General features: G+C 61.3%; 22 protein-coding genes. 9 read left to right on the forward strand and 13 right to left on the reverse strand.

Annotated features, from left to right (window positions below; genetic code table 11):
- Positions 1-352: 352 nt before the first annotated feature.
- The 3 genes from ACKUUH_RS12955 to ACKUUH_RS12965 are packed head-to-tail and all read right to left on the reverse strand — an operon-like array spanning position 353 to position 4,286.
- Positions 353-1,531, reverse strand: a complete 1,179-nt coding sequence (locus tag ACKUUH_RS12955) for an iron-containing alcohol dehydrogenase (RefSeq protein WP_407950337.1) — start codon at positions 1,529-1,531, stop codon at positions 353-355.
- Positions 1,528-2,922, reverse strand: coding sequence for an aldehyde dehydrogenase family protein (locus ACKUUH_RS12960; RefSeq protein ID WP_407950338.1), 1,395 nt, complete (start codon positions 2,920-2,922; stop codon positions 1,528-1,530). The genes ACKUUH_RS12955 and ACKUUH_RS12960 overlap by 4 nt, the downstream gene beginning before the upstream one ends.
- On the reverse strand, positions 2,919-4,286 hold the full coding sequence (locus ACKUUH_RS12965; RefSeq protein WP_407950339.1) for a glutamine synthetase family protein: 1,368 nt from the start codon (positions 4,284-4,286) through the stop codon (positions 2,919-2,921). Before ACKUUH_RS12965 ends, ACKUUH_RS12960 begins: the two co-directional genes overlap by 4 nt.
- A 182-nt stretch (positions 4,287-4,468) precedes the next feature.
- On the opposite strand from ACKUUH_RS12965, the gene ACKUUH_RS12970 reads away from it, so the two are divergent.
- On the forward strand, positions 4,469-5,311 hold the full coding sequence (locus tag ACKUUH_RS12970; RefSeq protein ID WP_407950340.1) for a division plane positioning ATPase MipZ: 843 nt from the start codon (positions 4,469-4,471) through the stop codon (positions 5,309-5,311).
- 9 nt (positions 5,312-5,320) lie between these two features.
- Here the strand turns inward: ACKUUH_RS12970 and ACKUUH_RS12975 are convergent, their stop codons facing one another.
- Positions 5,321-6,889, reverse strand: a complete 1,569-nt coding sequence (locus ACKUUH_RS12975; RefSeq protein ID WP_407950341.1) for a serine hydrolase — start codon at positions 6,887-6,889, stop codon at positions 5,321-5,323.
- Positions 6,890-7,438: 549 nt separating this feature from the next.
- Here ACKUUH_RS12975 and clpS point away from each other — a divergent pair.
- From clpS to ACKUUH_RS12990, 3 genes are all read left to right on the forward strand, one after another.
- The gene (clpS, locus tag ACKUUH_RS12980; RefSeq protein ID WP_407950342.1) at positions 7,439-7,771 is read left to right on the forward strand and encodes an ATP-dependent Clp protease adapter ClpS; all 333 of its coding nucleotides are present in this window, start codon (positions 7,439-7,441) and stop codon (positions 7,769-7,771) included.
- Positions 7,772-7,828: 57 nt separating this feature from the next.
- Positions 7,829-10,213 (forward strand): ATP-dependent Clp protease ATP-binding subunit ClpA, encoded by a 2,385-nt coding sequence (gene clpA / locus ACKUUH_RS12985; RefSeq protein ID WP_407950343.1) that lies wholly within the window; start codon positions 7,829-7,831, stop codon positions 10,211-10,213.
- A 113-nt stretch (positions 10,214-10,326) separates the two neighbouring features.
- Complete coding sequence (locus ACKUUH_RS12990; protein ID WP_407950344.1) at positions 10,327-10,692, forward strand: VOC family protein; 366 nt, start codon at positions 10,327-10,329, stop codon at positions 10,690-10,692.
- A gap of 57 nt (positions 10,693-10,749) precedes the next feature.
- On the opposite strand, the gene ACKUUH_RS12995 is transcribed toward ACKUUH_RS12990, so the two are convergent.
- From ACKUUH_RS12995 to ACKUUH_RS13010, 4 genes are all read right to left on the reverse strand, one after another.
- The gene (locus ACKUUH_RS12995) at positions 10,750-12,360 is read right to left on the reverse strand and encodes an SMP-30/gluconolactonase/LRE family protein (protein WP_407950345.1); all 1,611 of its coding nucleotides are present in this window, start codon (positions 12,358-12,360) and stop codon (positions 10,750-10,752) included.
- Between the two features lie 66 nt (positions 12,361-12,426).
- Entirely contained in the window at positions 12,427-12,846 is a 420-nt protein-coding gene (locus ACKUUH_RS13000; protein WP_407950346.1) for an HIT family protein, read from the reverse strand.
- 2 nt (positions 12,847-12,848) lie between these two features.
- On the reverse strand, positions 12,849-14,048 hold the full coding sequence (locus ACKUUH_RS13005) for a GNAT family N-acetyltransferase (RefSeq protein WP_407950347.1): 1,200 nt from the start codon (positions 14,046-14,048) through the stop codon (positions 12,849-12,851).
- 27 nt (positions 14,049-14,075) lie between these two features.
- Positions 14,076-14,543 (reverse strand): RidA family protein, encoded by a 468-nt coding sequence (locus tag ACKUUH_RS13010; RefSeq protein ID WP_407950348.1) that lies wholly within the window; start codon positions 14,541-14,543, stop codon positions 14,076-14,078.
- Between the two features lie 92 nt (positions 14,544-14,635).
- Between ACKUUH_RS13010 and ACKUUH_RS13015 the strand changes: the two genes are divergently transcribed.
- A complete protein-coding gene (locus tag ACKUUH_RS13015) occupies positions 14,636-15,676 on the forward strand; it encodes an agmatine/peptidylarginine deiminase (protein WP_407950349.1) in 1,041 nt (346 codons plus the stop codon).
- 4 nt (positions 15,677-15,680) lie between these two features.
- Here ACKUUH_RS13015 and ACKUUH_RS13020 read toward each other — a convergent pair whose 3' ends face one another.
- The gene (locus tag ACKUUH_RS13020; RefSeq protein WP_407950350.1) at positions 15,681-16,403 is read right to left on the reverse strand and encodes a GGDEF domain-containing protein; all 723 of its coding nucleotides are present in this window, start codon (positions 16,401-16,403) and stop codon (positions 15,681-15,683) included.
- Between the two features lie 181 nt (positions 16,404-16,584).
- Positions 16,585-17,550 carry a 2-hydroxyacid dehydrogenase gene (locus ACKUUH_RS13025; protein ID WP_407950351.1) on the reverse strand — a complete coding sequence of 322 codons (966 nt, stop codon included), beginning with the start codon at positions 17,548-17,550 and terminating at the stop codon, positions 16,585-16,587.
- Positions 17,551-17,645: 95 nt separating this feature from the next.
- Here ACKUUH_RS13025 and ACKUUH_RS13030 point away from each other — a divergent pair, with 95 nt between their 5' ends.
- On the forward strand, positions 17,646-18,455 hold the full coding sequence (locus ACKUUH_RS13030; protein ID WP_407950352.1) for a cell envelope integrity EipB family protein: 810 nt from the start codon (positions 17,646-17,648) through the stop codon (positions 18,453-18,455).
- Positions 18,456-18,569: 114 nt separating this feature from the next.
- Here the strand turns inward: ACKUUH_RS13030 and ACKUUH_RS13035 are convergent, their stop codons facing one another.
- On the reverse strand, positions 18,570-19,835 hold the full coding sequence (locus ACKUUH_RS13035; RefSeq protein ID WP_407950353.1) for a DNA polymerase IV: 1,266 nt from the start codon (positions 19,833-19,835) through the stop codon (positions 18,570-18,572).
- Between the two features lie 65 nt (positions 19,836-19,900).
- On the opposite strand from ACKUUH_RS13035, the gene ACKUUH_RS13040 reads away from it, so the two are divergent.
- Genes ACKUUH_RS13040 through ACKUUH_RS13050 form a run of 3 tightly spaced genes read left to right on the forward strand, consistent with a single transcriptional unit; the run spans position 19,901 to position 21,062 of the window.
- Positions 19,901-20,275 carry a type II toxin-antitoxin system RelE/ParE family toxin gene (locus tag ACKUUH_RS13040; protein ID WP_407950354.1) on the forward strand — a complete coding sequence of 125 codons (375 nt, stop codon included), beginning with the start codon at positions 19,901-19,903 and terminating at the stop codon, positions 20,273-20,275.
- Complete coding sequence (locus ACKUUH_RS13045) at positions 20,272-20,613, forward strand: helix-turn-helix domain-containing protein (RefSeq protein ID WP_407950355.1); 342 nt, start codon at positions 20,272-20,274, stop codon at positions 20,611-20,613. The genes ACKUUH_RS13040 and ACKUUH_RS13045 overlap by 4 nt, the downstream gene beginning before the upstream one ends.
- Positions 20,613-21,062, forward strand: coding sequence for a GNAT family N-acetyltransferase (locus ACKUUH_RS13050; RefSeq protein ID WP_407950356.1), 450 nt, complete (start codon positions 20,613-20,615; stop codon positions 21,060-21,062). Before ACKUUH_RS13045 ends, ACKUUH_RS13050 begins: the two co-directional genes overlap by 1 nt.
- 185 nt (positions 21,063-21,247) lie before the next feature.
- Here ACKUUH_RS13050 and ACKUUH_RS13055 read toward each other — a convergent pair whose 3' ends face one another.
- The gene (locus tag ACKUUH_RS13055; RefSeq protein WP_407950357.1) at positions 21,248-22,144 is read right to left on the reverse strand and encodes an ROK family protein; all 897 of its coding nucleotides are present in this window, start codon (positions 22,142-22,144) and stop codon (positions 21,248-21,250) included.
- Positions 22,145-22,179: 35 nt separating this feature from the next.
- A partial coding sequence (locus tag ACKUUH_RS13060) for a hypothetical protein (RefSeq protein ID WP_407950358.1) occupies positions 22,180-22,377 on the reverse strand: 198 nt, incomplete at its 5' end.

A 22,377-nucleotide genomic window follows, 5' to 3' on the forward strand; every position in this document is an offset into this window, starting at 1 on the left:
ACAGGACATCAATTCCAGTCGTAAACGCCGCCGCGAGCCCTATATCTCTGTCATGTACAGGATGATAGCAGCAGCGTTTCTCGCTTTTCTTGCCGCGTCGCCCGCCTTCGCGCGCGGTCCGGTTGCGCCGGAAGCCCCGCAGCTTCAGACGATCGAAAATCCGGCGCCGAAGGCTGAACCACGCAAGAGCTTCGTTCCCGGCCATAAAAGCGAGTATGGCGGCTGGGTTCGGCCGCAAATGCGCGAAGGCCCACCCATTCCGCCCGTGTCACCCACGGAGGAATCCAAAGGATATGTCCCCGGCCACTACGACAGCGAAGGCCGCTGGGTGCCTGGCCAACCGAGATAGAAATCAGGCCAGGCGGCCTTCGATCGCCTTGCTGTAGAGCGTCTCGTAATCGGCGACGCTCATGGGGAGCGGGTTGCCACCGGTGCACGGGTCTTCCAGCGCCATGGGAGCCGCTTCCGGGATGACGTCTAGATCGACGCCGATTTCCTTCAGCGTGTGCGGAATGCCGACTTCCTCGCGCAACGCCAGAACCCAGTCCACGAAGCCTGAAAAGCTCTGCTTCCGGAGATCGAGATAGCGTGCTGCCGCCGTCAGCTTCTCCTCGACCACTGTCTTGTTGTGAACCAGCACATAGGGCATCACCACCGCGTTGGTGAGACCGTGATGCGTGCCGCGCAGCGAGGAGCAGGGGTGGCTCATCGCGTGCATCGAGCCGAGTCCCTTCTGGAAGGCCGTTGCGCCCATGGAGGAGGCCGCCAACATGAAGGCGCGCGCCTCGACGTTGCTGCCGCGCCTCGTCGCTTCCGGCAGCCAATCCTTCACCAGCCGCATCCCTTCGAGAGCGACGCCCTGCGCCAGCGGATGCCAGAAAGGCGAGCACCAGGCTTCGAGATTGTGAGAGAGGGCGTCCATGCCCGTCGCTGCCGTGATGTGTGGCGGGAGGCCGGTGGTCAGTTCGGGATCGCAGATGACATCGACAGGCATCATCTTCGGATGGAAGATGATCTTCTTCGTGTGGTCGCTTTCATCCGTGATGACGGCGGCGCGGCCGACCTCGGAGCCGGTTCCGGCTGTCGTCGGCACGGCGATCACCGGCGCGATGCCCTTCGGATCTGCCCGCGTCCACCAGTCCTCGCGGTCTTCATAATCCCACATGGGCCGTGTCTGCCCCGACATAAAAGCGATGGCCTTGCCGGCATCCATCGCGCTGCCGCCACCTATGACGATGACGCCGTCGTGCTTTCCGTTCCGGAAGACCTTGAGGCCGGCTTCCACGTCCGAGCCGACCGGGTTCGGATGCACGTCCGTGAAGAGCGCAGGCGGAATGCCGTTCTTTTCCAGAAGGGCAAGCGCCTCGGCGATCATCGGGAGCGGCTTCAGGCCGGGATCGGTTACGAGGAGCGGGCGGTTTATCCCCGCCACTGAACAGGCCTCCGCAAGTTCCTGGATGCGCCCCGGTCCGAAGCGCATTTTCGTCGGGAAGTTCCAGTTGCCGTTCAAGCTCGGATAGGTGTCGATCATTTTGTTTTCGTTCTCAGGTGATAGCTCTTCGGCCGGGTGACGAATTCGTAGCCGACGCGCGAAAGGGTGGCGCCTCGTCCGGTGTCTTTCACGCCGGTCCAGGCGAGGGCAGGGTCGAGATAGTCGCAGCGGTTGAGGAAGAAGGTGCCGGTGTCGATCTGCTCACCGATCTTTTCCCCGGCCTCCTCGTCTTCCGTCCAGACGGAGGCAGTCAGTCCGTAGGGACTGTCATTCATCAGCTGGATCGCTTCCTCGTCGGAGGTGACTTTCATGATGCCGATGACGGGGCCGAAAGTCTCCTCACGCATCACATCCATCTGGTGGTTCACATCGACAAGGACTTCCGGACCCAGATAGGGCGTACCTGCCTTGGAGGCGGGAAACTGCGCCTCTCCGATCAGCGCCCGTGCGCCGGCGCGTTTTGCCTGTTCGATCTGGCCGCGAACGAACGTTGCGGCAGAGGCGCGCACCATAGGACCGATCGTGGTTTCGGGATCGAGCGGGCTGCCGAGCTTGTATTTCTTCGTTAGTTCAACGAAGCCCTCTACGAAATCGTCGTAGACGTCGGCATGAACGTAGAGCCGTTCCTTGCCGCAGCACGATTGGCCGGAGTTGAAATAGGCGCCGTCCACGAGGTTTTCGACGGCGAAGGGAAGATTGGCGTCGGCGCGCACATAGGCGGGATCCTTGCCGCCGAGTTCAAGGCCAACATTGATGAACCTGCCGGAGGCTGCCTTGACGACCGCGTGCCCGCCAGCGACAGAGCCGGTGAACATCACCTGGTCCGTGCGTGGGTCGGCGATCGTTCGTTCCGTCATCTCGTGGCTCATATGCACGACCTGGAAGAGTCCGTCCGGCGCGCCCGCCTTGGCGAAGGCGGTTGCAAAGCGTTCGGCGCAAAGCGGGGTCTGGCCCGAATGCTTCAGGATCACCGTATTGCCAGCCATGATTGCGGGCACCACCGAGTTGACGGCGATCAGATAGGGGTAGTTCCAGGCCGCGACCACGAGCACCGCGCCAACCGGTTCGCGCCGGACCCAGCGGCGGAAGCCCTCCTTGGGACCTGCATCGACGTCGGCGAGCGCGTCGCCTGCGATCGCGATCATGTAGCGTGCGCGTTCCTCGAAACCCCTCATCTCACCGGCGCCGAAAGCGATGGGCCTTCCCATCTGCCAGGCGAGCTCCGGCACGATCTCGTCCTTCATGGCAAGGAAGGTCTCCACGAAGCGCAGACAGAGCGCGGCGCGCTCCGCGACGGGTACATATTTCCAGGCGGCCTGAGCCGCTTTCGCAGCGGACAAGGCGCCGTCGACCTCGGCCCATGTCGCCAGGGGGCGTTCCGCGTAAATGCTCCCGTCGACCGGGGATATGACTTTCAGGGTGTCGCTCATCCTCGTTCGAAGCCTCTCATCAATTCCCAGTCGGTGACACGGCGTTCATATTCCATCTGCTCCCAGCGTCCCGTGTGGAGGTAGTGCTCGACAACGTCATCGCCGAGGGCGGCGCGGAGCGTATCCGATTTTTCAAGCGCCGTAAGTGCGTCACGTAGGCTCTTTGGCAGGGAGGGGATGCCTGCGCCGCCATAAGCATCGCCCGTAAACTCGGGCTCGAGGCTCAGCTTCTGTTCCACGCCCTGAAGGCCAGTGGCGAGCAGGGCGGCATAAGCCAGATAAGGGTTCAGGTCGGCGCCACCGACGCGGCATTCGATGCGCAGGCTCTTACCATGGCCGCACATCCGGAAGCCCGCCGTGCGATTGTCGTTCGACCATACGACATTGGTAGGCGCGAACGAGCCGCTCACGAAGCGCTTGTAGGAGTTCACGACGGGCGCAAGGAAGTAGGTCATCTCATGCGCGTGGCGCAGCTGCCCCGCCAGGAAGTTCTGACAGAGGTCGGACATGCCGTAAGGCTTCGCCTTTTCGTCAAAGAAGTGCGCGTCCTTGGCCTTCTCATCCCAGAGCGACATGTGAATGTGACAGGACGACCCGGCCTGCTCGTAGTTCCACTTCGCCATGAAAGTCACGGCCTTGCCGTGCAGCCATGCGATTTCCTTGATGCCGTTCTTGAGGAGCGTGTGACGGTCAGCCATCTCCAGCGCTTCTGCATAACGAACGTTGATTTCTTCCTGCCCGGGACCCCACTCGCCTTTGGAATTCTCAACGGGAATGCCGGCGCCTTCGAGGCCTGTGCGGATCGCCCGCATGATGCCTTCTTCCTTGGTGGTGGCAAAGACGTGATAGTCCTCGATGTACCAATTCGGCGTCTTGAGGCCTCTGTATCGCTTCTCGTGCGCGCCTTCATAAGTCTCGTCGAAGAGATAGAACTCAAGCTCGGACGCCATGAAGGCTTTCATTTTCATGGCGGCGAGGCGCTTCAACTGCTTCTTGAGAATGGAGCGCGGTGCGTGAGGAATATCCTCCCCGTGATGGTCGACGGTATCGCAGATAACGATGGCCGTTCCGGGTAGCCAGGGAACGCGGCGGAGGGTGGACAGGTCGGGTTTCAGCGCAAAGTCGCCATATCCCTGAGCCCAGCTCGCGGCCTTGTAGCCCGGGACCGGTTCCATGTCGGTATCGACCGTGAGGAGGTAGTTGCAGGCGTGGGTTTCGTGAACGCCCGTGTCGAGGAAGAAGGGGGCTGTCATCCTCTTTCCGACCAGTCGCCCCTGCATATCCGGCATGGCCATGACGACGGTGTCGATGTCGCCGGATGAAACAAGGTCGGAAAGCTGGTCGAGAGTGAGCATGCCATTCATTCGAAAGAATCCTGGAAGTTGTCGCCAAGGAGATGAAGGGCGGCCCCCGCCCACGGTCTTCTGCCAAGTGTAGCCGCAGAGACGGGGGAGGCCGCAAGGGGGGCTGTTGACGCCCTCTTCCGGAGCACCCAGACTCCGCACGATTCGACCGGGTGTCGAAGATTTCGGGAGCGGGCGGGCTAATGACAGGCGAGTTGCGGGCGAAACGGCCCGCTCATGTAATTGTACTCGGCAACGAAAAGGGCGGTTCGGGAAAAACGACGACCGCCATGCATGTCATTGCGCATCTCCTGCATGCGGGATATCGCGTCGGATCGATTGACCTCGACGGACGCCAGAGGTCCCTGACACGCTATGTCGAAAACCGGCGGATATGGGCGGATGCCGCCAACGTCAATCTGGTCATGCCGGAGCATGTTGTCATCATGCGTTCGGCACTTGAGACCGTGGCGGAGGCAAATGCGGCCGAGGAGGCGGAGCTTTCCGAGACGGTGGCCCGGCTTTCAGAGGGCAACGACTTCCTGGTGATCGACTGCCCCGGCAGCGACAACAATCTGTCGCGGCTCGGGCATGCGCTGGCCGACACTCTCATCACGCCGATGAACGACAGTTTCGTGGATTTCGACTTGCTGGGACGGGTCGATCCGCAGACCTACAGGGTCAAGGGACCGAGCGTTTACAGCGAGATGGTGTGGGAGTGCCGCAAACGAAGAGCCGTCTCCGACGGGGGTGAGATCGACTGGATTGTCATTCGCAACCGACTTTCCCATGTCGATGCGAAGAACAAGAGACGGGTCGAGGCCGTGCTCGATGCACTTGCCCAACGGATTGGCTTCCGTTGCGGGCCGGGCTTCGGCGAGCGGGTCATTTTCCGCGAGATGTTTCCATCCGGACTAACGCTTCTCGATCTCAGGGAGGAGGGGGTCGACGCACAAATGTCGATGTCCCATGTTGCCGCGCGTGCAGAAGTCCGCGCGCTCACGGAGGCGCTCGATCTGCCAGACTTGTCCCGGGAAGAGGCCTGACTTCAGGCGTTAACCGCGCCGCTTTTCCTTGCTCTCGTCCGACTGGGGCATGGTCCAGTTCGAAGGCGGGATCGGGATGCACTGGATCGCTTCGCGGGCGAGGCGCCCACAAGCGTTGCGCGCCGCCTTTTCGCCATCGAATCCGCCAAAGCGCGAACGATAGAGCGTGCGGTTGTCAGCCGTCTTGACGGGCACCGTGACGGGCACGGCGTCGCCGAGTTCCGATGGGGCCGCGCGCATGGCCTTGCGGATGCTATCCACGGCGTCGGATTGCTCAGCATAGGCGCCGATCTGAATAATCCATGTTCCTTCAGGGATGAGCGGATCTCCCTCGTGCCACGACTGTGCCGCCAAAGGTTCACGACGTGCCGGATCGTTGGCGGCAGTACGGAGCAGGGGACTTGCGGCAGCATCCGGATTGATTGCCGCGTTCGCGGGAGCGACAAGGAAATTGCCTATCTCGCGGCCGGCCATGCGTACTGGACCTTCGGCCTTGTGGAACGCCGCTACGGCATAGGCTGTCACGCTGTCCACTGGCGCCGTGTTGGCGGCTGTACCCGGTTCCACGGACAGCTCGGGCTTCGTGGCTGGCAATGCGGCCATTTCGACGGGTGCCGGCAATTCGGTGCCTATGCCACCTTCTGCATAGGTTTCTTCATCCGGGTCGCGTTCGTCCTCGATCGCGGATGCGAGCTGGAACAGCTCGGAGCGATCCTCGTCCGCCACCAGGCCTGCAGGCCGGACGATCGGTTTCGGAGCCGGCGCGAGCGCCGCAAAGCGGGTGTTGCCATCCTTCATCGCCACCGCTTTGGGGAAGGCGCGGTCGAGGATGTCAATCATATGGGCATCGCGAATCTTCGCCTTCTCGCCTCCCATAACGACGCCGATCAGGAACTTGTTATCGCGTTCCACGGTGGCCGTAAGGTTGAAGCCGGAGGCATTGGTGTAGCCGGTCTTGAGACCCGTGGTGCCTTCGTATTTGCCGAGCAGGTGATTGTGGTTCCGAATGCGGGACTTCCCCCAAACGAAGTATTCCGTTCCGAAGTAGTGGTAATACTGCGGGAAGTCCTCGCGGATACGCTTCGCAAGCGTCGCCTGGTCGCGCGCGGTTGTCTTCTGGGCGTCGTTGGGGAGGCCGGACGCATTCTTGTAGGTCGTGCGGGACATGCCGATTTCCCGCGCCTTTTTTGTCATCATGACCGCGAAGTCGTCTTCCGTGCCGGCAAGGAAGGCGCCTGTCGCGGAGGCGACGTCATTGGCCGAGCGCGTGACCAGTGAGAGGATCGCGTCTTCAACGCTGATGGTCTGGCCAGGACGGAGTCCAAGCTTCGACGGTGGCATGCCCGCGCCGCGTGGCGTCATCGTGATGCGCGATTTCAACGTGAATTTATTGGAGTCCAATCCCTCGAAGAGGAGATAGAGGGTCATCACCTTGGTGAGGGAGGCGGGATAGCGATATTCGTCGGCATTACGGGAATAAAGGACGGTGCCTGTATAGGCATCCATCACAAGCGCCGCCGATTTGGGCGTCGCCGCATGGACTGGAAGTGCCAAAGCCCAAACAAAAGCGGCCAGCATGCTAGCCACCAACAGGCGAGCAGCCATGCCCGTCAGGTTTGAGGATTTGCGCGCAGTACTCGTGAGCGCAGGCCCCTGCATGTCACTTTAACCCCTCTTACGGCACACCCTGCCTGTGTGTGCCATGAACTTATCCCCAGAAACTGTAGTGGCAGAACCACAGTTTGCGAAGACCCTCCACACGAAAAATCGCCAAAAATCTCAAGTATCTCGTGCTGTTAGGGTTCTGGGACGAGGATAGGCAGCGTGTGTTACCAATTTATTAACAGGGTTAATATTTTGTTAACCGGTCGAGCCCTTGCCGCGCCGGCCGGCGCAAGGTTCCAAGGCGCGTGGGGGCTTGGGAGGGCCAGCCGGAATTGGTGTTCTCGATCGTCTAACCAAGGGGAGGGCGCACGAGACACGTCGCGGCGCTGCCGAATCCGTCTACGATTGGGATCGATCTTTGATTTTCGCTATGGTCGACTATCTATCAAAGAGTTGGAAGATTTAGAGTGACTGCCGGCAGGCCAGGGTCTGCGGCAGGAAGGATTTCGGCAGGAATGGGGTATGTCTGACGACAGGCGGCGCGGTGATGATGACGGAGGCGCAGGTACCGGGGTCATCACGAAGACGAAGCCGAAGACCAAAAAGCCCTCGCTCTACAAGGTGTTGCTGCTCAACGACGATTACACACCGATGGAATTCGTCGTTCATGTGCTGGAACACTTCTTCAACAAGGGGCGTGAAGAGGCCACATTGATCATGCTCCATGTTCATCAACATGGCGTGGGTGTTTGCGGCTTGTATACGTATGAAGTGGCGGAGACGAAGGTGACGCAGGTGATGGATTTTGCGCGCCAGCACCAGCATCCGCTGCAATGTACGATGGAGAGAGAGTAACCGTTCGTAGTAGCGCGTTCAGGCTGTACCCAAGTTCAGCAGAAGGGAAGGTTCGGAGTGCCGACGTTTTCACGAAATCTGGAGGAGGGGCTTCATCGTGCGTTGGCGCTTGCCAATGAGCGCAACCACGAATACGCGACCCTGGAACACCTTCTGCTTTCCCTGATGGACGATTCCGATGCCGCCGCGGTGATGCGCGCGTGCAATGTCGACATGGACCTGTTGCGGCAGCAGCTGACGAACTACGTCGACAACGAACTTTCGAGCCTCGTCGTCGAGAATGGCGAGGACTCGAAGCCAACGGCGGGGTTCCAGCGCGTCATTCAGCGTGCCGTCATTCATGTACAGTCTTCCGGCCGAGAGGAAGTGACAGGCGCAAACGTGCTTGTTGCGATGTTTGCCGAGCGGGAGAGCCACGCCGCCTATTTCCTGCAGGAGCAGGATATGACGCGGTATGACGCTGTAAATTACATCAGTCACGGTATCGCGAAGCGCGGCGACATGAGCGAGACCCGACCAGTGCGCGGTGCGCAGGAAGAGGCGGAGACCGGAGAGCGGGGCGCGCGCAAGGAGCGCACAACCGAAGCGCTCGACAATTACTGCGTAAACCTCAACGAAAAGGCGAAGCAGGGGAAAATCGACCCGCTGATCGGTCGCGAGCGCGAAGTGGAACGCACGATCCAGATTCTGTGCCGCCGGTCCAAGAACAATCCTCTCTTCGTAGGCGATCCGGGCGTTGGCAAGACTGCCATCGCTGAAGGGCTTGCCCGCCGTATCGTGAAGGGCGAGGTGCCGGAAGTCCTCAGGAACGCAACGATCTTCTCGCTGGACATGGGAACGCTGCTCGCGGGCACGCGTTATCGCGGCGACTTTGAAGAGCGCATCAAGGCTGTCATCAAAGAGATCGAAGCCTATCCCGGCGCGATCATGTTCATCGACGAAATCCACACGGTGATCGGCGCCGGTGCGACGAGTGGTGGGGCGATGGATGCCTCGAACCTTCTGAAGCCTGCGCTCGCAAGCGGATCGGTGCGCTGCATCGGTTCGACAACGTACAAGGAATACCGGCAGCACTTTGAAAAGGACCGGGCGCTGGTCCGGCGGTTCCAGAAGATCGATGTTGCCGAGCCGTCGATCCCTGACTCGATCAAAATACTCAAGGGGCTGAAGCCCTATTTCGAGGAGTTCCACAAGGTCCGCTACACCAATGATGCGGTGAAGGCGGCGGTGGACCTGTCCGCCAAGTACATGCATGACCGGAAGCTGCCCGACAAGGCGATCGACGTGATCGACGAGGCTGGCGCTTCGCAGATGCTTCTTGCGGAATCCCGGCGCAAGAAGACGATCGGCGTTGCCGAGATCGAAGCGGTGGTTGCCACCATGGCGCGTATCCCGCCGAAATCGGTTTCGAAAAGCGATACCGAGAAGCTCAAGGATCTGGATACCGAGTTGAAGCGGGTGGTGTTCGGGCAGGATGCTGCCATCGATGCGCTTGCCGCATCGATCAAGCTCGCCCGCGCGGGGCTTCGCGAAGCAGAGAAGCCGATTGGCTGCTATCTCTTCTCAGGCCCGACTGGCGTCGGCAAGACCGAGGTGGCGCGTCAGCTCGCGGCGGTTCTGGGTGTCGAGATGCTCCGCTTCGACATGTCCGAATACATGGAGCGCCACACGGTATCGCGTCTCATTGGCGCACCGCCTGGCTATGTAGGGTTCGATCAGGGCGGTTTGCTGACGGACGGCGTCGATCAGCATCCGCATTGCGTTCTGCTGCTCGACGAGATCGAGAAGGCGCACCCGGATCTCTTCAATATCCTGCTGCAGGTGATGGATCACGGGAAGTTGACGGATCACAACGGCAAGAAGATCGACTTCCGGAATGTGGTTCTCATCATGACTACCAACGCCGGTGCGGCCGACATGGCCAAGCCGACGATTGGCTTCTCGCAAAAGAAGCGGGTGGGCGACGACGAGGACGCGATCAAGCGGCTCTTCACGCCGGAGTTCCGCAATCGTCTCGATGCGGTGATCCCGTTCGGTCATCTGCCAGAACGGGTTATCGCGCAGGTTGTCGAGAAGTTCGTTCTCCAGCTCGAGGCTCAACTGGCCGATCGCCACGTCACAATCGAACTCACGCCCGAGGCCAATAATTGGCTTGCCGAGCGGGGGTACGACGAACAGATGGGCGCGCGTCCGCTTGCGCGTGTCATACAGGAGAACATCAAGAAGCCGCTGGCGGATGAGGTTCTCTTCGGCAAGCTTGTGAAGGGTGGGCATGTGCGCGTCGGCGTGGCGGAGGATGCGCTCTCCTTCGATATAGAGCCCGCACAACCGCGCAGTCCCAGCGGTGGCGGTCCAAAGAAGCCGAAGGCGCGCAAGCCGCGTGACGGATCCGGGGGCTCCGGTGGCGGCACGGTGCCGAAAGTGCCCCTGCTGGTCGAGTAGTTCAAAAACGACTAACCGGCTTTGAGAGATGGACAGGCGGCCACGAAAGTTTGATTTCGTGGCCGCCGTTTTCTGGATTAGCTAACAGAGACAAACACAAAGGGAGGCGATCTATGATCGGCTATATCATGCTCGGCACGAACGATCTCGACCGGGCGACCAAATTCTACGCAGACCTTCTTTCCCTGCTCGGCGCAAAGCAGGCCATGACCGACCCTGGCCGGTTCGTTGGCTGGAGCAACGGTAAGGGCCCGATGCTTGCGGTTACCAAGCCTCATGACGGCAACAAGGCGACTTTCGGCAACGGCACGATGGTCGCTCTTGCTGCCGACTCGCAGGAAACGGTGAACAAGGTGCATGCAAAGGCTCTTAGCCTGGGCGGCACGGACGAAGGTGCACCGGGGCTGCGCGGCGGCACGTTCTATGGCGGATATTTCCGCGATCTCGACGGCAACAAGCTCGTCGTCTTCCACATGTAGAAATGGACAAGGCCGCCGGTACGCGTTACCGGCGGCCTTTCCGTCTTTCCTAACCGGTCAGTTCTTTCTTAGCCGGTAGATGCGGACGTCTATGTCTGAAGAATAGTAGATGTCGCCATTCGCGGCTGCGACCACGCCTGTGGGAATGAAGAGCGGCGGCACGTTTTCCGGCGCTTCGAAGCCGATGGGCAGGTCTTCCTTGATGACCTCTCTTTCGTCGCTTTCGGTGTCGATTGCAACGATCCGTTTCGCGCCGACTTCGGCGACCACGAAGCGTCCGTCGGGTCCGATGTCGAAACCTTCCGGAGCCGAGAGATTGTCGGCGACGACGCTTCTCTCACCCGTTTCGATGTCCACACGCGAAATCCGGCCACCGGTGTTTTCGCTGACATAGAGCGCTCCGTCCGCCGCGAGTTTCAGCATGGCGGGGCCGTCGAGGCCCGTCGCAACATCCGTGCGGTTGTCCCAGTTGTTGTTGGCGATCCGAACCAGAGCGCCGCGGGCATATTCGGAAACGACGACGCTGCCGTCCGCGAGCACGATGGCGTCCGCCGGTGTCGTGAAGCCGTGATGAGGTTGGAACGACACGCCCGAGGCGGCGTCGAATATCTGGACGGCGCCGGCCGTCAGCGCTGCCACGGCCATGTGGCCGCTCGTTATGGAGATGCTCAGCGGATAGTCGATATTGGACGACCAGACACGGGCTATTTCGCTCACAGAACCAGTCGACGGATTCACGCTGCGCAGCGCAAAGAGATCGGCAACGTAAATATCGCCGTTGTCGCCAAGCGCTATGTCGCCGGCCACAGCGAGCGGGCCCGAGATGATCGTTCTGGCCTCACCGTTTTCGGTATCTATTGCGATGACCGCGTTGTCGGCCATGTTGGTGATGAGGAGGTTGTCGTCATTGTCGAAAGCAAGATTGTCAATCGCCGGCGCGACTTCGGCGATAAGCGCCTTCTCTCCGGTGGCCAGGTCGATGCGGTAAACGTGCCCGGCTTCCGTATCGACGGCGTAAAGCTCTCCCTTCGAATTGAAGTTGACCGCGGCAGGCGTGGCGAAGCCTTCGGCTACGACATCGAGGGTGCCTGAATCGACATCAACCCGGACAATCTGTTTCTTGAACCAGAGCGGGCCGTAGAGCTTTCCGTCGGGACCGAAGTCGAAGCCATTGAGACCGCCCATGCCGGCCATGATCTTGCGCGGCGGCTTTTCTCCTGACGGATCAAGTTCGTAGAGCGCGTCGCCCAGAAAGACCTGGGTCGCGAACAGGCGTCCGTCCTCCGTCCATGCAAGCGAATTAAGACCGGGCAGCCCCTCGGCGAGAGTGAGCAGCTCGCCGCCAGGTCTGCGCGCATAAACCTTCCCGTCGAGGAACGCCGTCCAGGCCAGCGTTCCATCGGGACCTTCTTCGAGGTCGTCTGCCATGCCAGCCGGAGAAGCTTCATAAATGCTTGCCGTACCGCTCTCCGGATCGACCTCATAAATGGCGCGTCCGACGACGCTTCCCGCGAGGATTTTTCCATCCTTCGTGACGGTGATGCCGTGAATTCCGTGAAAGGGTGAGGGGCCGGTGACAGCCTCCTGAACATACTCGTCACTGTCCGAGCAGGCGGTAACGCCCATCAGAATGACCGCAACGGCGGCCGCGCGCTTCAGGATTTTCATTCTTTCCTCCCCTTGGATGGAATTGCCACCTTCATTTCCTCCCGGGCGGCAAGACCATCGGTGTTTTTATCGGAGTGCGGCTTTCACCATCTCGGCGTGCTTCTCGAGCTGCTTGAAATCGGCCATTTCACGGGCATGGAGTTTGAGGTCGATGCCATTCGTCCGTGGAATGATGTGTGTATGAATATGAAAGACCGTCTGCCCTGCGGCCGACCCGTTCAACTGCGCGACGAGAATGCCGGGAACATCGAACGCCTTTCTTACGGCCGGCGCGATACGCTTTACCGTCTTTGCCATGGCGGCCGCATAGTCGGGATCGAGGTCGAAAATGTCCTCTGCCGGGTATTTCGGAATGACGAGCGTATGACCCTCCGCCTGCGGCATGACATCCATGAAGGAGAGTGTCATGTCGTCTTCATAGACCTTGAAGCAGGGCGCCTCGCCACGGAGTATTTTCGCAAAGATGTTGTTTTGATCGTAGGCCACGGTCAGAAATCGTCCTCCTGATGTTCTTCCCCGGCCGCATCGTGCCGGAAGGGCGCGTATTCGCCAAGGGCGGCGATATCCCGGTCGACATATTGCCGTTCGCGCGAAAGATATTCGGCCACAGCCTCCCGGAACGATGAATTGGCTATCCAGTGCGCACTGTAAGTGCGCGACGGAAGGTAGCCGCGCGCAAGTTTGTGTTCGCCCTGGGCCCCGGCTTCGACGCGCGCCAGCCCCCTGTCGATGGCGAACTCAATGGCCTGATAATAGCAGCATTCGAAATGCAGGAAGGGGTGATGCTCAACGGCGCCCCAGTTCCGGCCGTAGAGAGCATCGCCACCAATGAAATTCAACGCGCCGGCGATCAGCCGCCCATCGCGCCGCGCCATCACCAGGAGCGTTTCGTCGGCCATGCGCTCGCCCACGAGGCTGAAGAATTCGCGTGTCAGATAGGGCGACCCCCATTTGCGTGCGCCGGTATCCATGTAGAAGGCGAAGAAAGCGTCCCAGTGGTCTTCCGTGAGGTCGCTGCCCGTTACCCATTCGACCGAAACGCCGTTTTCCTTTGCCCGCTCGCGTTCCTTGCGGATCATCTTGCGCTTTCGGGACGAAAGGTCCGACAGAAAGTCCTCGAAGGTGTTGTACCCTCGATTATGCCAATGAAATTGCTGATCCGTGCGCTGCAGAAGACCAAGAGAACCGAGACGCGTCCACTGCCGTTCAGGCAAGAAGGTGATGTGAAGCGACGACACACCCGTCCTCTTGCCGACTTCGATCGCGCCGGCGATCAGTGTGTCCTCGACGGCTTCGCGAGCGGGGGTGTTTGGCGTCAGGAGGCGCGGACCTGTTGCAGGTGTGAACGGAACTGAGCACTGAAGTTTCGGGTAGTAACGTCCGCCCGCGTTCTCGAACGCGTTTGCCCAGCCATGGTCGAAGACGTATTCACCGCGACTGTGGTTCTTGAGGTACATGGGCATGCAGCCCGCAAGCTGTCCTCTCTCGTCCTCAAGGAGTATGTGCTGCGGCAGCCATCCGGTACGGCGTGTCGCCGATCCGCTTTCCTCCAGCGCGCTCAGGAACCTGTGCGAGACGAATGGATTTACAGGTTCGCCAGGCGGATTGGCGCAGGTATCCCAACTCGCGCTGTCGACGCTCGAGAGGCTGTCCACGACCCGGATGATGGCTGCTTCGCTGTCGCCCATGCCCCGATCCTATTGAACCGGCGAGGCCTAGGCGATCTCGAAAATCGCCTCGATCTCGACGGTCATCTGGAAGGGGAGCGACGCGGCTGCGACGGCGGAACGGGCGTGACGGCCCGCATCGCCGAACACCTCCACCAGAAGATCGGAGCCGCCATTTATGACGGCAGGCTGTTGATCGAAGTCGGGGGTGGCGTTCACGAAGCCGAGAAGTTTCACGCAGCGTTTGACGCGATCCAGGTCGCCGCCGCAGGCTGCCTTCAGCTGGGCGAGGACATTGATCATCGTCAGGCGTGCCGCCGCCTTGCCGGCCTCGACATCCTGCTCCTTGCCTACTTTTCCGATGAATTCGAGCCCGTTTGGACCGACAGGGCCCTGGCCGGAGATGAAAACGAGATTGCCGCTGATGACATAGGGCACATAGGTGCCTGCGGGCTGGGAGGGGGAGGGCAATTCGATGCCGATCTCCTTCAGGCGTGCTTCGATTTTTCCGGCCATGACGTTTTCTCCCTTTCCCGCGGTTGCCGCCTCGTGCTGGCGGGTTATACCTAGCGCCTAATACGGCACGGCGAAAGAGCGGGGAAGCGATCATGAGCGAGCGGCGGATGCCGGCAGACGATGGCCTGTTCATGCCGGCCGAATGGGAGCCGCATGAGCGCTGCTGGATGCAGTGGCCGAGCCGGTCAGAAGTTTGGGGCGAGCGCCTGCCGCAGGCCTATGCCGCATACGCCGGTGTTGCGCGCGCCATCGCGGCGTTCGAACCCGTGAGCATGGTCTGCCGGCCGGAAGACGAGGCGCAGGCTCGGCTCGCCTGCGGGCGCGACGTCGAGATCGTGCCCTTGCCGATCGATGACAGCTGGTGCCGGGACTCCGGACCGATTTTTCTCGTGGACGGGAAGGGGCATGTCGCGGGGGCGCAATGGCGCTTCAATGCGTGGGGTAACGCCTATCACGGCTATGAAGACGACGCCGCCGTTGCCGGACTTATCCTCGGCCGACTCGGCATGCGCAACTATTCGAACAATATGGTGCTGGAAGGCGGATCCATTTCCGTCGACGGCTACGGAACGCTCATCACGACAGAGGAATGCCTGCTGAACGACAATCGCAATCCGGAAATGACGCGGCAGCAGATCGAGGAGGCGCTCGCGCTCACGCTTGGCGTGGCACGCATTGTCTGGCTCGATCGCGGGCTGGAGGACGACGAGACGAGCGGCCATGTCGACATGATCGCTTCCTTCGTGGCGGAGGGACGTGTGCTCCTGCACATGCCGCAGGACAAGAGCGATCCGAATTACGTCCGCATGCAGGACAACAGGCAGAGGCTGCTGGAGGCGAGGGACGCGAGGGGGCGTTCGCTCGAAGTGGTCGAGATTCCGCAGCCGCGCCGGCAGTTTCGACGGCCGGACGGCAGGCGGCTCTGCACGTCCTACGTGAATTCCTACATTGCGAATGGCGCTGTGATCATGCCGGTCTATGACGATCCGAATGACGACATTGCTGCCGGACTAATGGGGGAGATTTTCCCGGACCGGAAAATAGTCAGGGTGCCAGCGCTTGAAATTGCGGCCGGGGGCGGTTCGATCCACTGCATCACGCAGCAGCAGCCGAAGGGCGTGGCGCTCGCGTGAGCGATCAGCCGAGCGTCGTCAAGCGCGCGGCGCGGCCGCCGTTCTTCTTGTCGGCATACATGGCGCGGTCGGCCCGGTCGATCAGATGTTCGATCTGCGTTTCGCCGGTATAGGCGGCAAGACCGAGGCTTGCGCGAACGGAAATCCGGTGCGTTTTGCAGGCAATTCTGAGTTTGCCGAGGTCGCGCAGCATTTCCCGGGCGCGGTCGCGCGCGGGCCGATGGTCCGCACGGACGAACAGGACGGCGAATTCGTCGCCGCCGAGGCGCGCGGCATAGTCCGTTGCGCGTATGCTTCGGCTCAGGAAAGAGCCGACAGTGCGCAGCACCTCGTCGCCCGCCGCATGGCCGCAGCGGTCATTGACCGACTTGAAGTTGTCGAGGTCGATATAGGCAAGGAGGCCTGTTTCTTCGTAGCGGGCGGCGCTCAGAAGGTTGCGGTGAAGCACTTCGTGAAAGCCGCGCCTGTTGAGCAAACCGGTAAGTTCGTCTGTCAGCGCAAGGGCTTCGAGCTGCCGGATGCGCGCGTTGAGCGCCACGATGCGGCTTTCGGCTTCATCCGCGAAGGCGAGTGCCTGCGTGACGATGTGGCGTGCCGCCGCCGCGCGGGCCTCTGATCCGAGGTTGCGCCGGAATTGCTCCGTCTGCGGATCGGATGGAATGATGCCATCCCCAACGGCGCTGGCGGCGCCGTCTCCATTCCCCAATATCCTCTTCGCGTACCCCATGTTCCCTTATCGCGGCCCAGGCGCGATCCCCTTCAGGCGTGTGTCCCGGCTTGCACAATGCAAGGACGTTGCCATTCCCGTTTTCCTTTGGAAACAACGGCTTGCGTCGGCATGGCTCGTCTGCAGCGGGCAAAAAATGCCGACGCAGTTTGCCGCAGGGCAAGGCCTGCTCGGCTGCTGCTCAGGGGTGCAAGAGGTCGCGGGGCGTCTTGCCGGCGAAGAAGACCTCGAGATTTTCGAGCGCGCGGAAGCCCATGGCGTTGCGCGTTTCGAGCGTTGCGCTGCCGAGGTGCGGAAGCAGGAAGGCATTGGGAAGATTGAGATATCCGGGGTGGAGGTTCGGCTCGTTGTTGTAGACGTCGAGTCCCGCCGCGCCGATACGGCCGGAGGCGAGCGCCTCGATCAGGGCTTCGTCGTCCACAATGTCGCCGCGCGCCGTATTCACGACGATGGCGCCGTGAGGCAGGAGGGCGATGGTTTCGCGGTTGATCAGCCCGCGCGTTTCCGGTGTTGACGCGCAATGGATGGAGAGCACGTCCGACGCGCTGAAAAGGGAAGCGATATCAGTGTGATAATGGGCGCCTGCTTCGAGCTCCGGCGCCAGGCGATGGCGGTTGTGATAGTGGATCTCCATGCCGAAGGCGCGGGCTCGAGAGGCCGTTGCGCGGCCGATGCGGCCGAGGCCAAGAATGCCCAGGCGCTTGCCGGAAAGCTCCGTACCCAGCATTCCCGTGGGCGCCCAGTTTTTCCAGCGGCCCTCACGGAGCGTGGCCATGCCGGAGGCCGCATTGCGGGCCGCACCGAGGATAAGCAGGAGCGCGATCTCGGCCGTGGCATCGGTGAGGACGTCGGGTGTGTTGGTGACGGCGATGCCGCGGGCCTGCGCGGCGGCGACATCGATGTGATCGTAACCAACGGAAAAGGTTGAGATAATCCGGATGCTTGCCGGCAGGGCGGCGATCAGCGCGGCGTCGATCCTGTCCGTCACGGTGACGAGGAGACCGTCCTTGCCTTGTGTGTTGGCCAGAATGTCCTCGCGCGCGGAGGCGCGGTCGTCCGGATTTAGCGTTGCCGCGAAATGACTTAGCGCGCGGGCCTCTACATCGGCTGGTAATTTTCGTGTGACGAGAATGCGGGGGCGGGACATGGACGACCTTGAGATGGAACGGGTTCTCCGGTTTACCCGATGGTGTAAGCTCGCAAAAGGGCTTCGAGACGAGAAGTGGCAGCGGAAGACAAGTCATGCGGTTCGAACGGTTAGTGCCTGTAATTGCTGCTCTTTTTGCTGCCGGTAGCGGCGCCGCCGCCGCGTCGCCCGCGCTTCAGATGCACCGCGCGGTCTACGATCTCTCGCTTGGCCACACGCAGCCCGTGAGCGACGTGACGGGCATCGAGGGACGCATGGTCGTCGAGTGGAGGGGCGGCCCCGCTTGCGGCGGCTATACCTCGCTGCAGCGTGTCGTGACGCGAGTTGGCGTTCTGGATCAAGGACTTGTGAGCAACGACGTGCGCCTGAGCTATTGGGAAGCGGCGGATGGCAGCGAGTTCCGTTTCACGCGGACGGAGTATACGAATGGCGAACTGACGGACCGCCAGGACGGCACGGCGACGCGCGAAAAGTCTGGTGAAATCAAGGTGTTACGGGAGGGCGGGGAGGCCGTGACCATGCCGCCCGAGACGCTTTTCCCGATGGCGTTCAACCTGGCGCTGATCGAAAAAGCGCAAGCGGGACAAAGGGTTTTCAGCCGTCCGCTGTTCGACGGGACGGAGGAACTGGAAAACCCGACCACGGCCTTCATCGGAAAAACCCTTTCGGCTCAAGGGCTTGATGCCAAGGTGGCGGGCAAGGGCAAGGCGCTTGGCGAGATGGAGCCCTGGCCGGTGCGGATCAGCTATTTCGATCCGGAAGAGAAGGAGGGCGTGCCTACCTTCGAGATGGGATATCTCTTATTTCCCAACGGGATATCGGCCACGCTGTCGCTCGACTATCTCGATGTCGAGGTGAAGGGCAGGCTCAGCGAGGTCACTTATTTCGATCCGGACGCCTGCTGACCGTCACAATTCGGGGTGGCGGTTTTCCGCCGTTTTTCGCGAGCAGCTTGCGACTGTCATCGTAATGTCATCGAACTGTCACAAACGTCCGTAGACGGACTTATCCCCGCCTCGTCACTTCTTCATGCCGCGTCCCTTGACGATGGACTTGTCCCCGAATTTCGCGCGGAGACGGTCCATCGCACGTTCGGCGTCCGCACGGCGCGTCGCGGCGGGGTCGAGCATGTCCGGCGGGTCGGCAAGATCGCCATCGGCGAGACCGGAAATCCCCACCCCCAGAAGACGAAAACTTGTCCCCGTGGCCTCGCGCGCGAGGAGAGGCGAGGCGGTGCGGTAGATCACCTCGGCAAGCTGGGTGGGGTCGGGCAGCGTTTGATTCCGTGTACGGAGTTTAAAATCGGCGGTCTTGAGCTTCAGCACGACGGTCGAACCCGAAAGCCCCGCCGCCTTGGCGCGGGCAGCGACCTTCTCGCAGAGCGGCCAGAGAATGCGATCGAGCTCGTCCTTGTCCCTTATGTCGCGCATGAAGGTCGTTTCGGCGGAAATGCTCTTTGCTTCGTGGGCGGGCTCGACATGGCGGCTGTCCAGCCCGCGCGACAGGCGATAGAGACGGCTTCCCATGGAACCGAAGCGCGCCATGAGGTCGTTCTCCTCCATCTTCTGGAGCTGGGCGATGCGCGTGATGCCGTCGCGCGCGAGTTTCGTTTCGAGCGCCTTGCCGACGCCCCAGATCATGGAGACGGGCTTCGAGGCGAGGAAGGACATGGTTTCCTCGCGGCCGATGACGGCGAAGCCGCGCGGCTTGTCGAGATCGGAGGCGATCTTGGCGAGGAACTTGTTGTGGGAGAGGCCGACGGAAACGGTGATGCCGATTTCGTCCTCGATGCGCTTTGCGAGGCGGCCCATGCTGACGGCGGGGCTTGCGTGATGCAGGCGCTCGGTGCCGGAGAGATCGAGAAAGGCCTCGTCGATGGAGACCGGTTCGACGAGGGGCGTCAGGTCGCGCATCAGCGCGCGCACGTCGCGCGCGACGCGTGTGTATTTTGCCATGTCGGGTTTCACGACGACGGCTTCCGGGCAGGCGGCGAGCGCCTTGAACATGGGCATGGCGGAACGCACGCCGCGTATGCGCGCGATGTAGCAGCAGGTGGAGACGACGCCGCGCGTGCCCCCGCCGACGATGAGGGGCTTGTCGCGAAGCTCCGGATTGTCGCGCTTCTCGACGGCGGCATAGAAGGCGTCGCAATCCATGTGGGCGATGGAGAGCGCGTGAAGTTCGGGGTGGAAGAGAAGCCGCGGCCGGCGGCAGGCAGGACAACGCTCCGCGCCTTCCGGCACGGGAGAGAAGCAGTCGCGGCAGAAGCCTTGCGTGGCGGTCATGGTGAGTGTTCCGGCACACACAGTATCATTGACAAATATGGTGAAATTACCATATTTTGACGGTCATGGGGGAAGAAGACATCAAGCCGGTTGCATGGATCGGGTCGAGCTACCGGGATTTCCGGTCGTTCCCGGAAGCGGTGCAGGATGGAATGGGGTATGCGCTGTTTCGTGCGCAACAGGGCGAGAAACATGAGAGCGCCAAGCCGCTAAAAGGTTTCGGCGGTGCCGGTGTGGTCGAGATCGTCGAAGATCATAACACGGATACGTATCGCGCCATCTATACCGTGAAGTTTCGCGGCGCAGTCTATGTGCTTCATGTATTTCAGAAGAAATCGAAAAAGGGCAGCAAGACGCCCGATACGGAAATGGACATCGTGCGGCGGCGGCTGAGGGTGGCCGAGGAAGATTACAAGCAGTCGAAAGGAAGTGCCGGATGAGTGGAAAAGCCAAGGAAGTTGTAAGGCGCGGTTCCGGCAACATCTTTGCCGATCTCGGCATGGCGGATGCAGAGACGCATCTCCTCAAGGCGAGGCTTGTGAGCCGGCTGCAATCGCTGATCGAGGGACGTGGGCTGACGCAGGCGCAAGCCGCCGAGGTCATGGGGATCGGCCAGCCCGATGTGTCGCGGATGCTGCGCGGGCAGTTTCGCGATTTCTCGGTGGAGCGGCTGATGCGGTTTCTGACAGCCTTCGGTTGTGATGTCGATATCGTGATTCAGGAGAAGGGGAAGAAGGCGAAGGCTGAAACGATCCGGCTGGCACCGGCGGCCGAGTGATGTCGACGAGACGATCAGAGGCGCCGTTTTCAGGGACGTTCGTTTCCGAATTCAGGGAACTGACGAAACGTATCTTCGGGGCGGCGGCGGATGAGAGTTGGCTCGATTCACTCAAGTGGCGTCTGGAGCGAATGCCGGATGTTTCGGTTTTTGTTGCAGAAGCAGATAGCCGATGGACCGGCTTCAAGGCGGGGTATGCGATAGCGCAGGATCGCTACTACAGTTGGCTCGGGGGCGTCGATCCGGATTTTCGCAAGCAGGGCGTTGCGAAGGAACTGATGAGCCAGCAACACATCTGGCTTCGCGGATCACGCTTTCGGTTGCTCGAAACGCATGTCGAGCAAGATAACGACGCCATGATTCAGCTGAATCTCAAGAGTGGACTTAACATCACAGGTCTCTTTCTGAAGGACGGCAAACCCTATTTTTTAATGCAGAAGAGGCTGTGAAGCGCGAGGCAAGTTCCGACGATGAGACGACGGACGTTCGTGTGGTGCCTGCCGTGCTTGCCGCTCCTGGATAGCTTCCGGATCGTATGTCCGGGGGGATTCCAAGCAGCCGAAGATTCTCGCGAAGATGGACGCCGCCTGCGGCGGCTTCTGGATTGCCGGGTCAAGCCCGGCAATGACATGTTTTAATTTTCCGGCCACAACCAGGCCGCGCCGCGGACGCCGCTGGAGTCGCCGTGTTTGTGGCGGAGGAGGGGGGTCGCGACGGTGTCGGAAAAGACGTAAGAGCCCCAGCGGGACGGCACTTCGTCGTAGAGCGCGGCGACGTTCGACATGCCGCCGCCCAGCACGATGGCGTGCGGGTCCAGAATGTCGATCACGTGGGCGAGTGCGCGGGCGAGGCGGTCGGCGTAGCGGCGCAGTGCGAGGCGCGCGGGGCGGTTGCCTGCTTCCGCCGCGGCGACGATCGCCTCGGGCGAGAGGGCTTCGGCGTTTTCCTCCGCATAGAGGCGCGCGAAGGCGGGGCCGGATACCCATGTTTCGATGCAGCCTTTCTTGCCGCAGTAACAGTCCGTACCCGGATATTCATCGGGGAGCGCCCAGGGGAGGGGATTGTGGCCCCATTCGCCGGCAATGGCGTTCGGCCCCGACAAGAGCGCGCCGTTGACGACGATGCCGCCGCCGACGCCCGTGCCGAGGATGACGCCGAAGACGGTTTTGGCGCCTGCCGCCGCGCCATCGGTTGCTTCGGACAGGGCGAAGCAGTCGGCGTCGTTGGCGAGGCGAACCGCGCGACCGAGGGCGGCTTCGAGATCGCGCCCGAAGGGATGGCCGATGAGCCAGGTGCTGTTGGCGTTTTTCACGAGGCCGGTGGCGGGAGAGACGGCGCCGGGCATGCCGATGCCGACGGTGCCCTGCTCTCCGGTTTCGGTTTCGAGGGCGGCGACGAGATCGCGAATGGCGGCGATGGTGGCGTCGTAGCTGCGCGGCGAGGGGATGCGCTTGCGGGCGCGTTCATGGCCGGTGCTGTCGAGGGCGATGGCTTCGATCTTGGTGCCGCCGAGGTCTATGCCGATGCGCATGGGGGTTCCTTTTTGCGCGGAGGATAGCGGTTGTTCTACTCTTCACACAGAATGTCATGCCCGGGCTTGACCCGGGGCATCCAGTGATACTCTTGGTGAATGGCGAGTTTGAAAAGAGGCAAGAATGTTCTTGCGAAGAGGGACGCCGCTTCGCGGCTACTGGATTGCCGGATCAAGTCCACTGCTGTCCGGTTTAAATTTTCCCGGGCTGGTTCAAGCTTTTGATTTTGCGA

It is taken from the genome of Parvibaculum sp. (assembly GCF_045863935.1).
GTDB lineage: Bacteria > Pseudomonadota > Alphaproteobacteria > Parvibaculales > Parvibaculaceae > Parvibaculum.

Bases quoted from the DNA above. Each gene is read 5' to 3' on its own strand.
- ACKUUH_RS12955 (WP_407950337.1), bottom strand. From the start codon at position 1,531: ATGATCGACACCTATCCGAGCTTGAACGGCAACTGGAACTTCCCGACG.
- ACKUUH_RS12960 (WP_407950338.1), bottom strand. From the start codon at position 2,922: ATGAGCGACACCCTGAAAGTCATATCCCCGGTCGACGGGAGCATTTAC.
- ACKUUH_RS12965 (WP_407950339.1), bottom strand. From the start codon at position 4,286: ATGAATGGCATGCTCACTCTCGACCAGCTTTCCGACCTTGTTTCATCC.
- ACKUUH_RS12970 (WP_407950340.1), top strand. From the start codon at position 4,469: ATGACAGGCGAGTTGCGGGCGAAACGGCCCGCTCATGTAATTGTACTC.
- ACKUUH_RS12975 (WP_407950341.1), bottom strand. From the start codon at position 6,889: ATGCTGGCCGCTTTTGTTTGGGCTTTGGCACTTCCAGTCCATGCGGCG.
- clpS (WP_407950342.1), top strand. From the start codon at position 7,439: ATGTCTGACGACAGGCGGCGCGGTGATGATGACGGAGGCGCAGGTACC.
- ACKUUH_RS12990 (WP_407950344.1), top strand. From the start codon at position 10,327: ATGATCGGCTATATCATGCTCGGCACGAACGATCTCGACCGGGCGACC.
- ACKUUH_RS12995 (WP_407950345.1), bottom strand. From the start codon at position 12,360: ATGAAAATCCTGAAGCGCGCGGCCGCCGTTGCGGTCATTCTGATGGGC.
- ACKUUH_RS13005 (WP_407950347.1), bottom strand. From the start codon at position 14,048: ATGGGCGACAGCGAAGCAGCCATCATCCGGGTCGTGGACAGCCTCTCG.
- ACKUUH_RS13010 (WP_407950348.1), bottom strand. From the start codon at position 14,543: ATGGCCGGAAAAATCGAAGCACGCCTGAAGGAGATCGGCATCGAATTG.
- ACKUUH_RS13015 (WP_407950349.1), top strand. From the start codon at position 14,636: ATGAGCGAGCGGCGGATGCCGGCAGACGATGGCCTGTTCATGCCGGCC.
- ACKUUH_RS13020 (WP_407950350.1), bottom strand. From the start codon at position 16,403: ATGGGGTACGCGAAGAGGATATTGGGGAATGGAGACGGCGCCGCCAGC.
- ACKUUH_RS13025 (WP_407950351.1), bottom strand. From the start codon at position 17,550: ATGTCCCGCCCCCGCATTCTCGTCACACGAAAATTACCAGCCGATGTA.
- ACKUUH_RS13030 (WP_407950352.1), top strand. From the start codon at position 17,646: ATGCGGTTCGAACGGTTAGTGCCTGTAATTGCTGCTCTTTTTGCTGCC.
- ACKUUH_RS13035 (WP_407950353.1), bottom strand. From the start codon at position 19,835: ATGACCGCCACGCAAGGCTTCTGCCGCGACTGCTTCTCTCCCGTGCCG.
- ACKUUH_RS13040 (WP_407950354.1), top strand. From the start codon at position 19,901: ATGGGGGAAGAAGACATCAAGCCGGTTGCATGGATCGGGTCGAGCTAC.
- ACKUUH_RS13045 (WP_407950355.1), top strand. From the start codon at position 20,272: ATGAGTGGAAAAGCCAAGGAAGTTGTAAGGCGCGGTTCCGGCAACATC.
- ACKUUH_RS13050 (WP_407950356.1), top strand. From the start codon at position 20,613: ATGTCGACGAGACGATCAGAGGCGCCGTTTTCAGGGACGTTCGTTTCC.
- ACKUUH_RS13055 (WP_407950357.1), bottom strand. From the start codon at position 22,144: ATGCGCATCGGCATAGACCTCGGCGGCACCAAGATCGAAGCCATCGCC.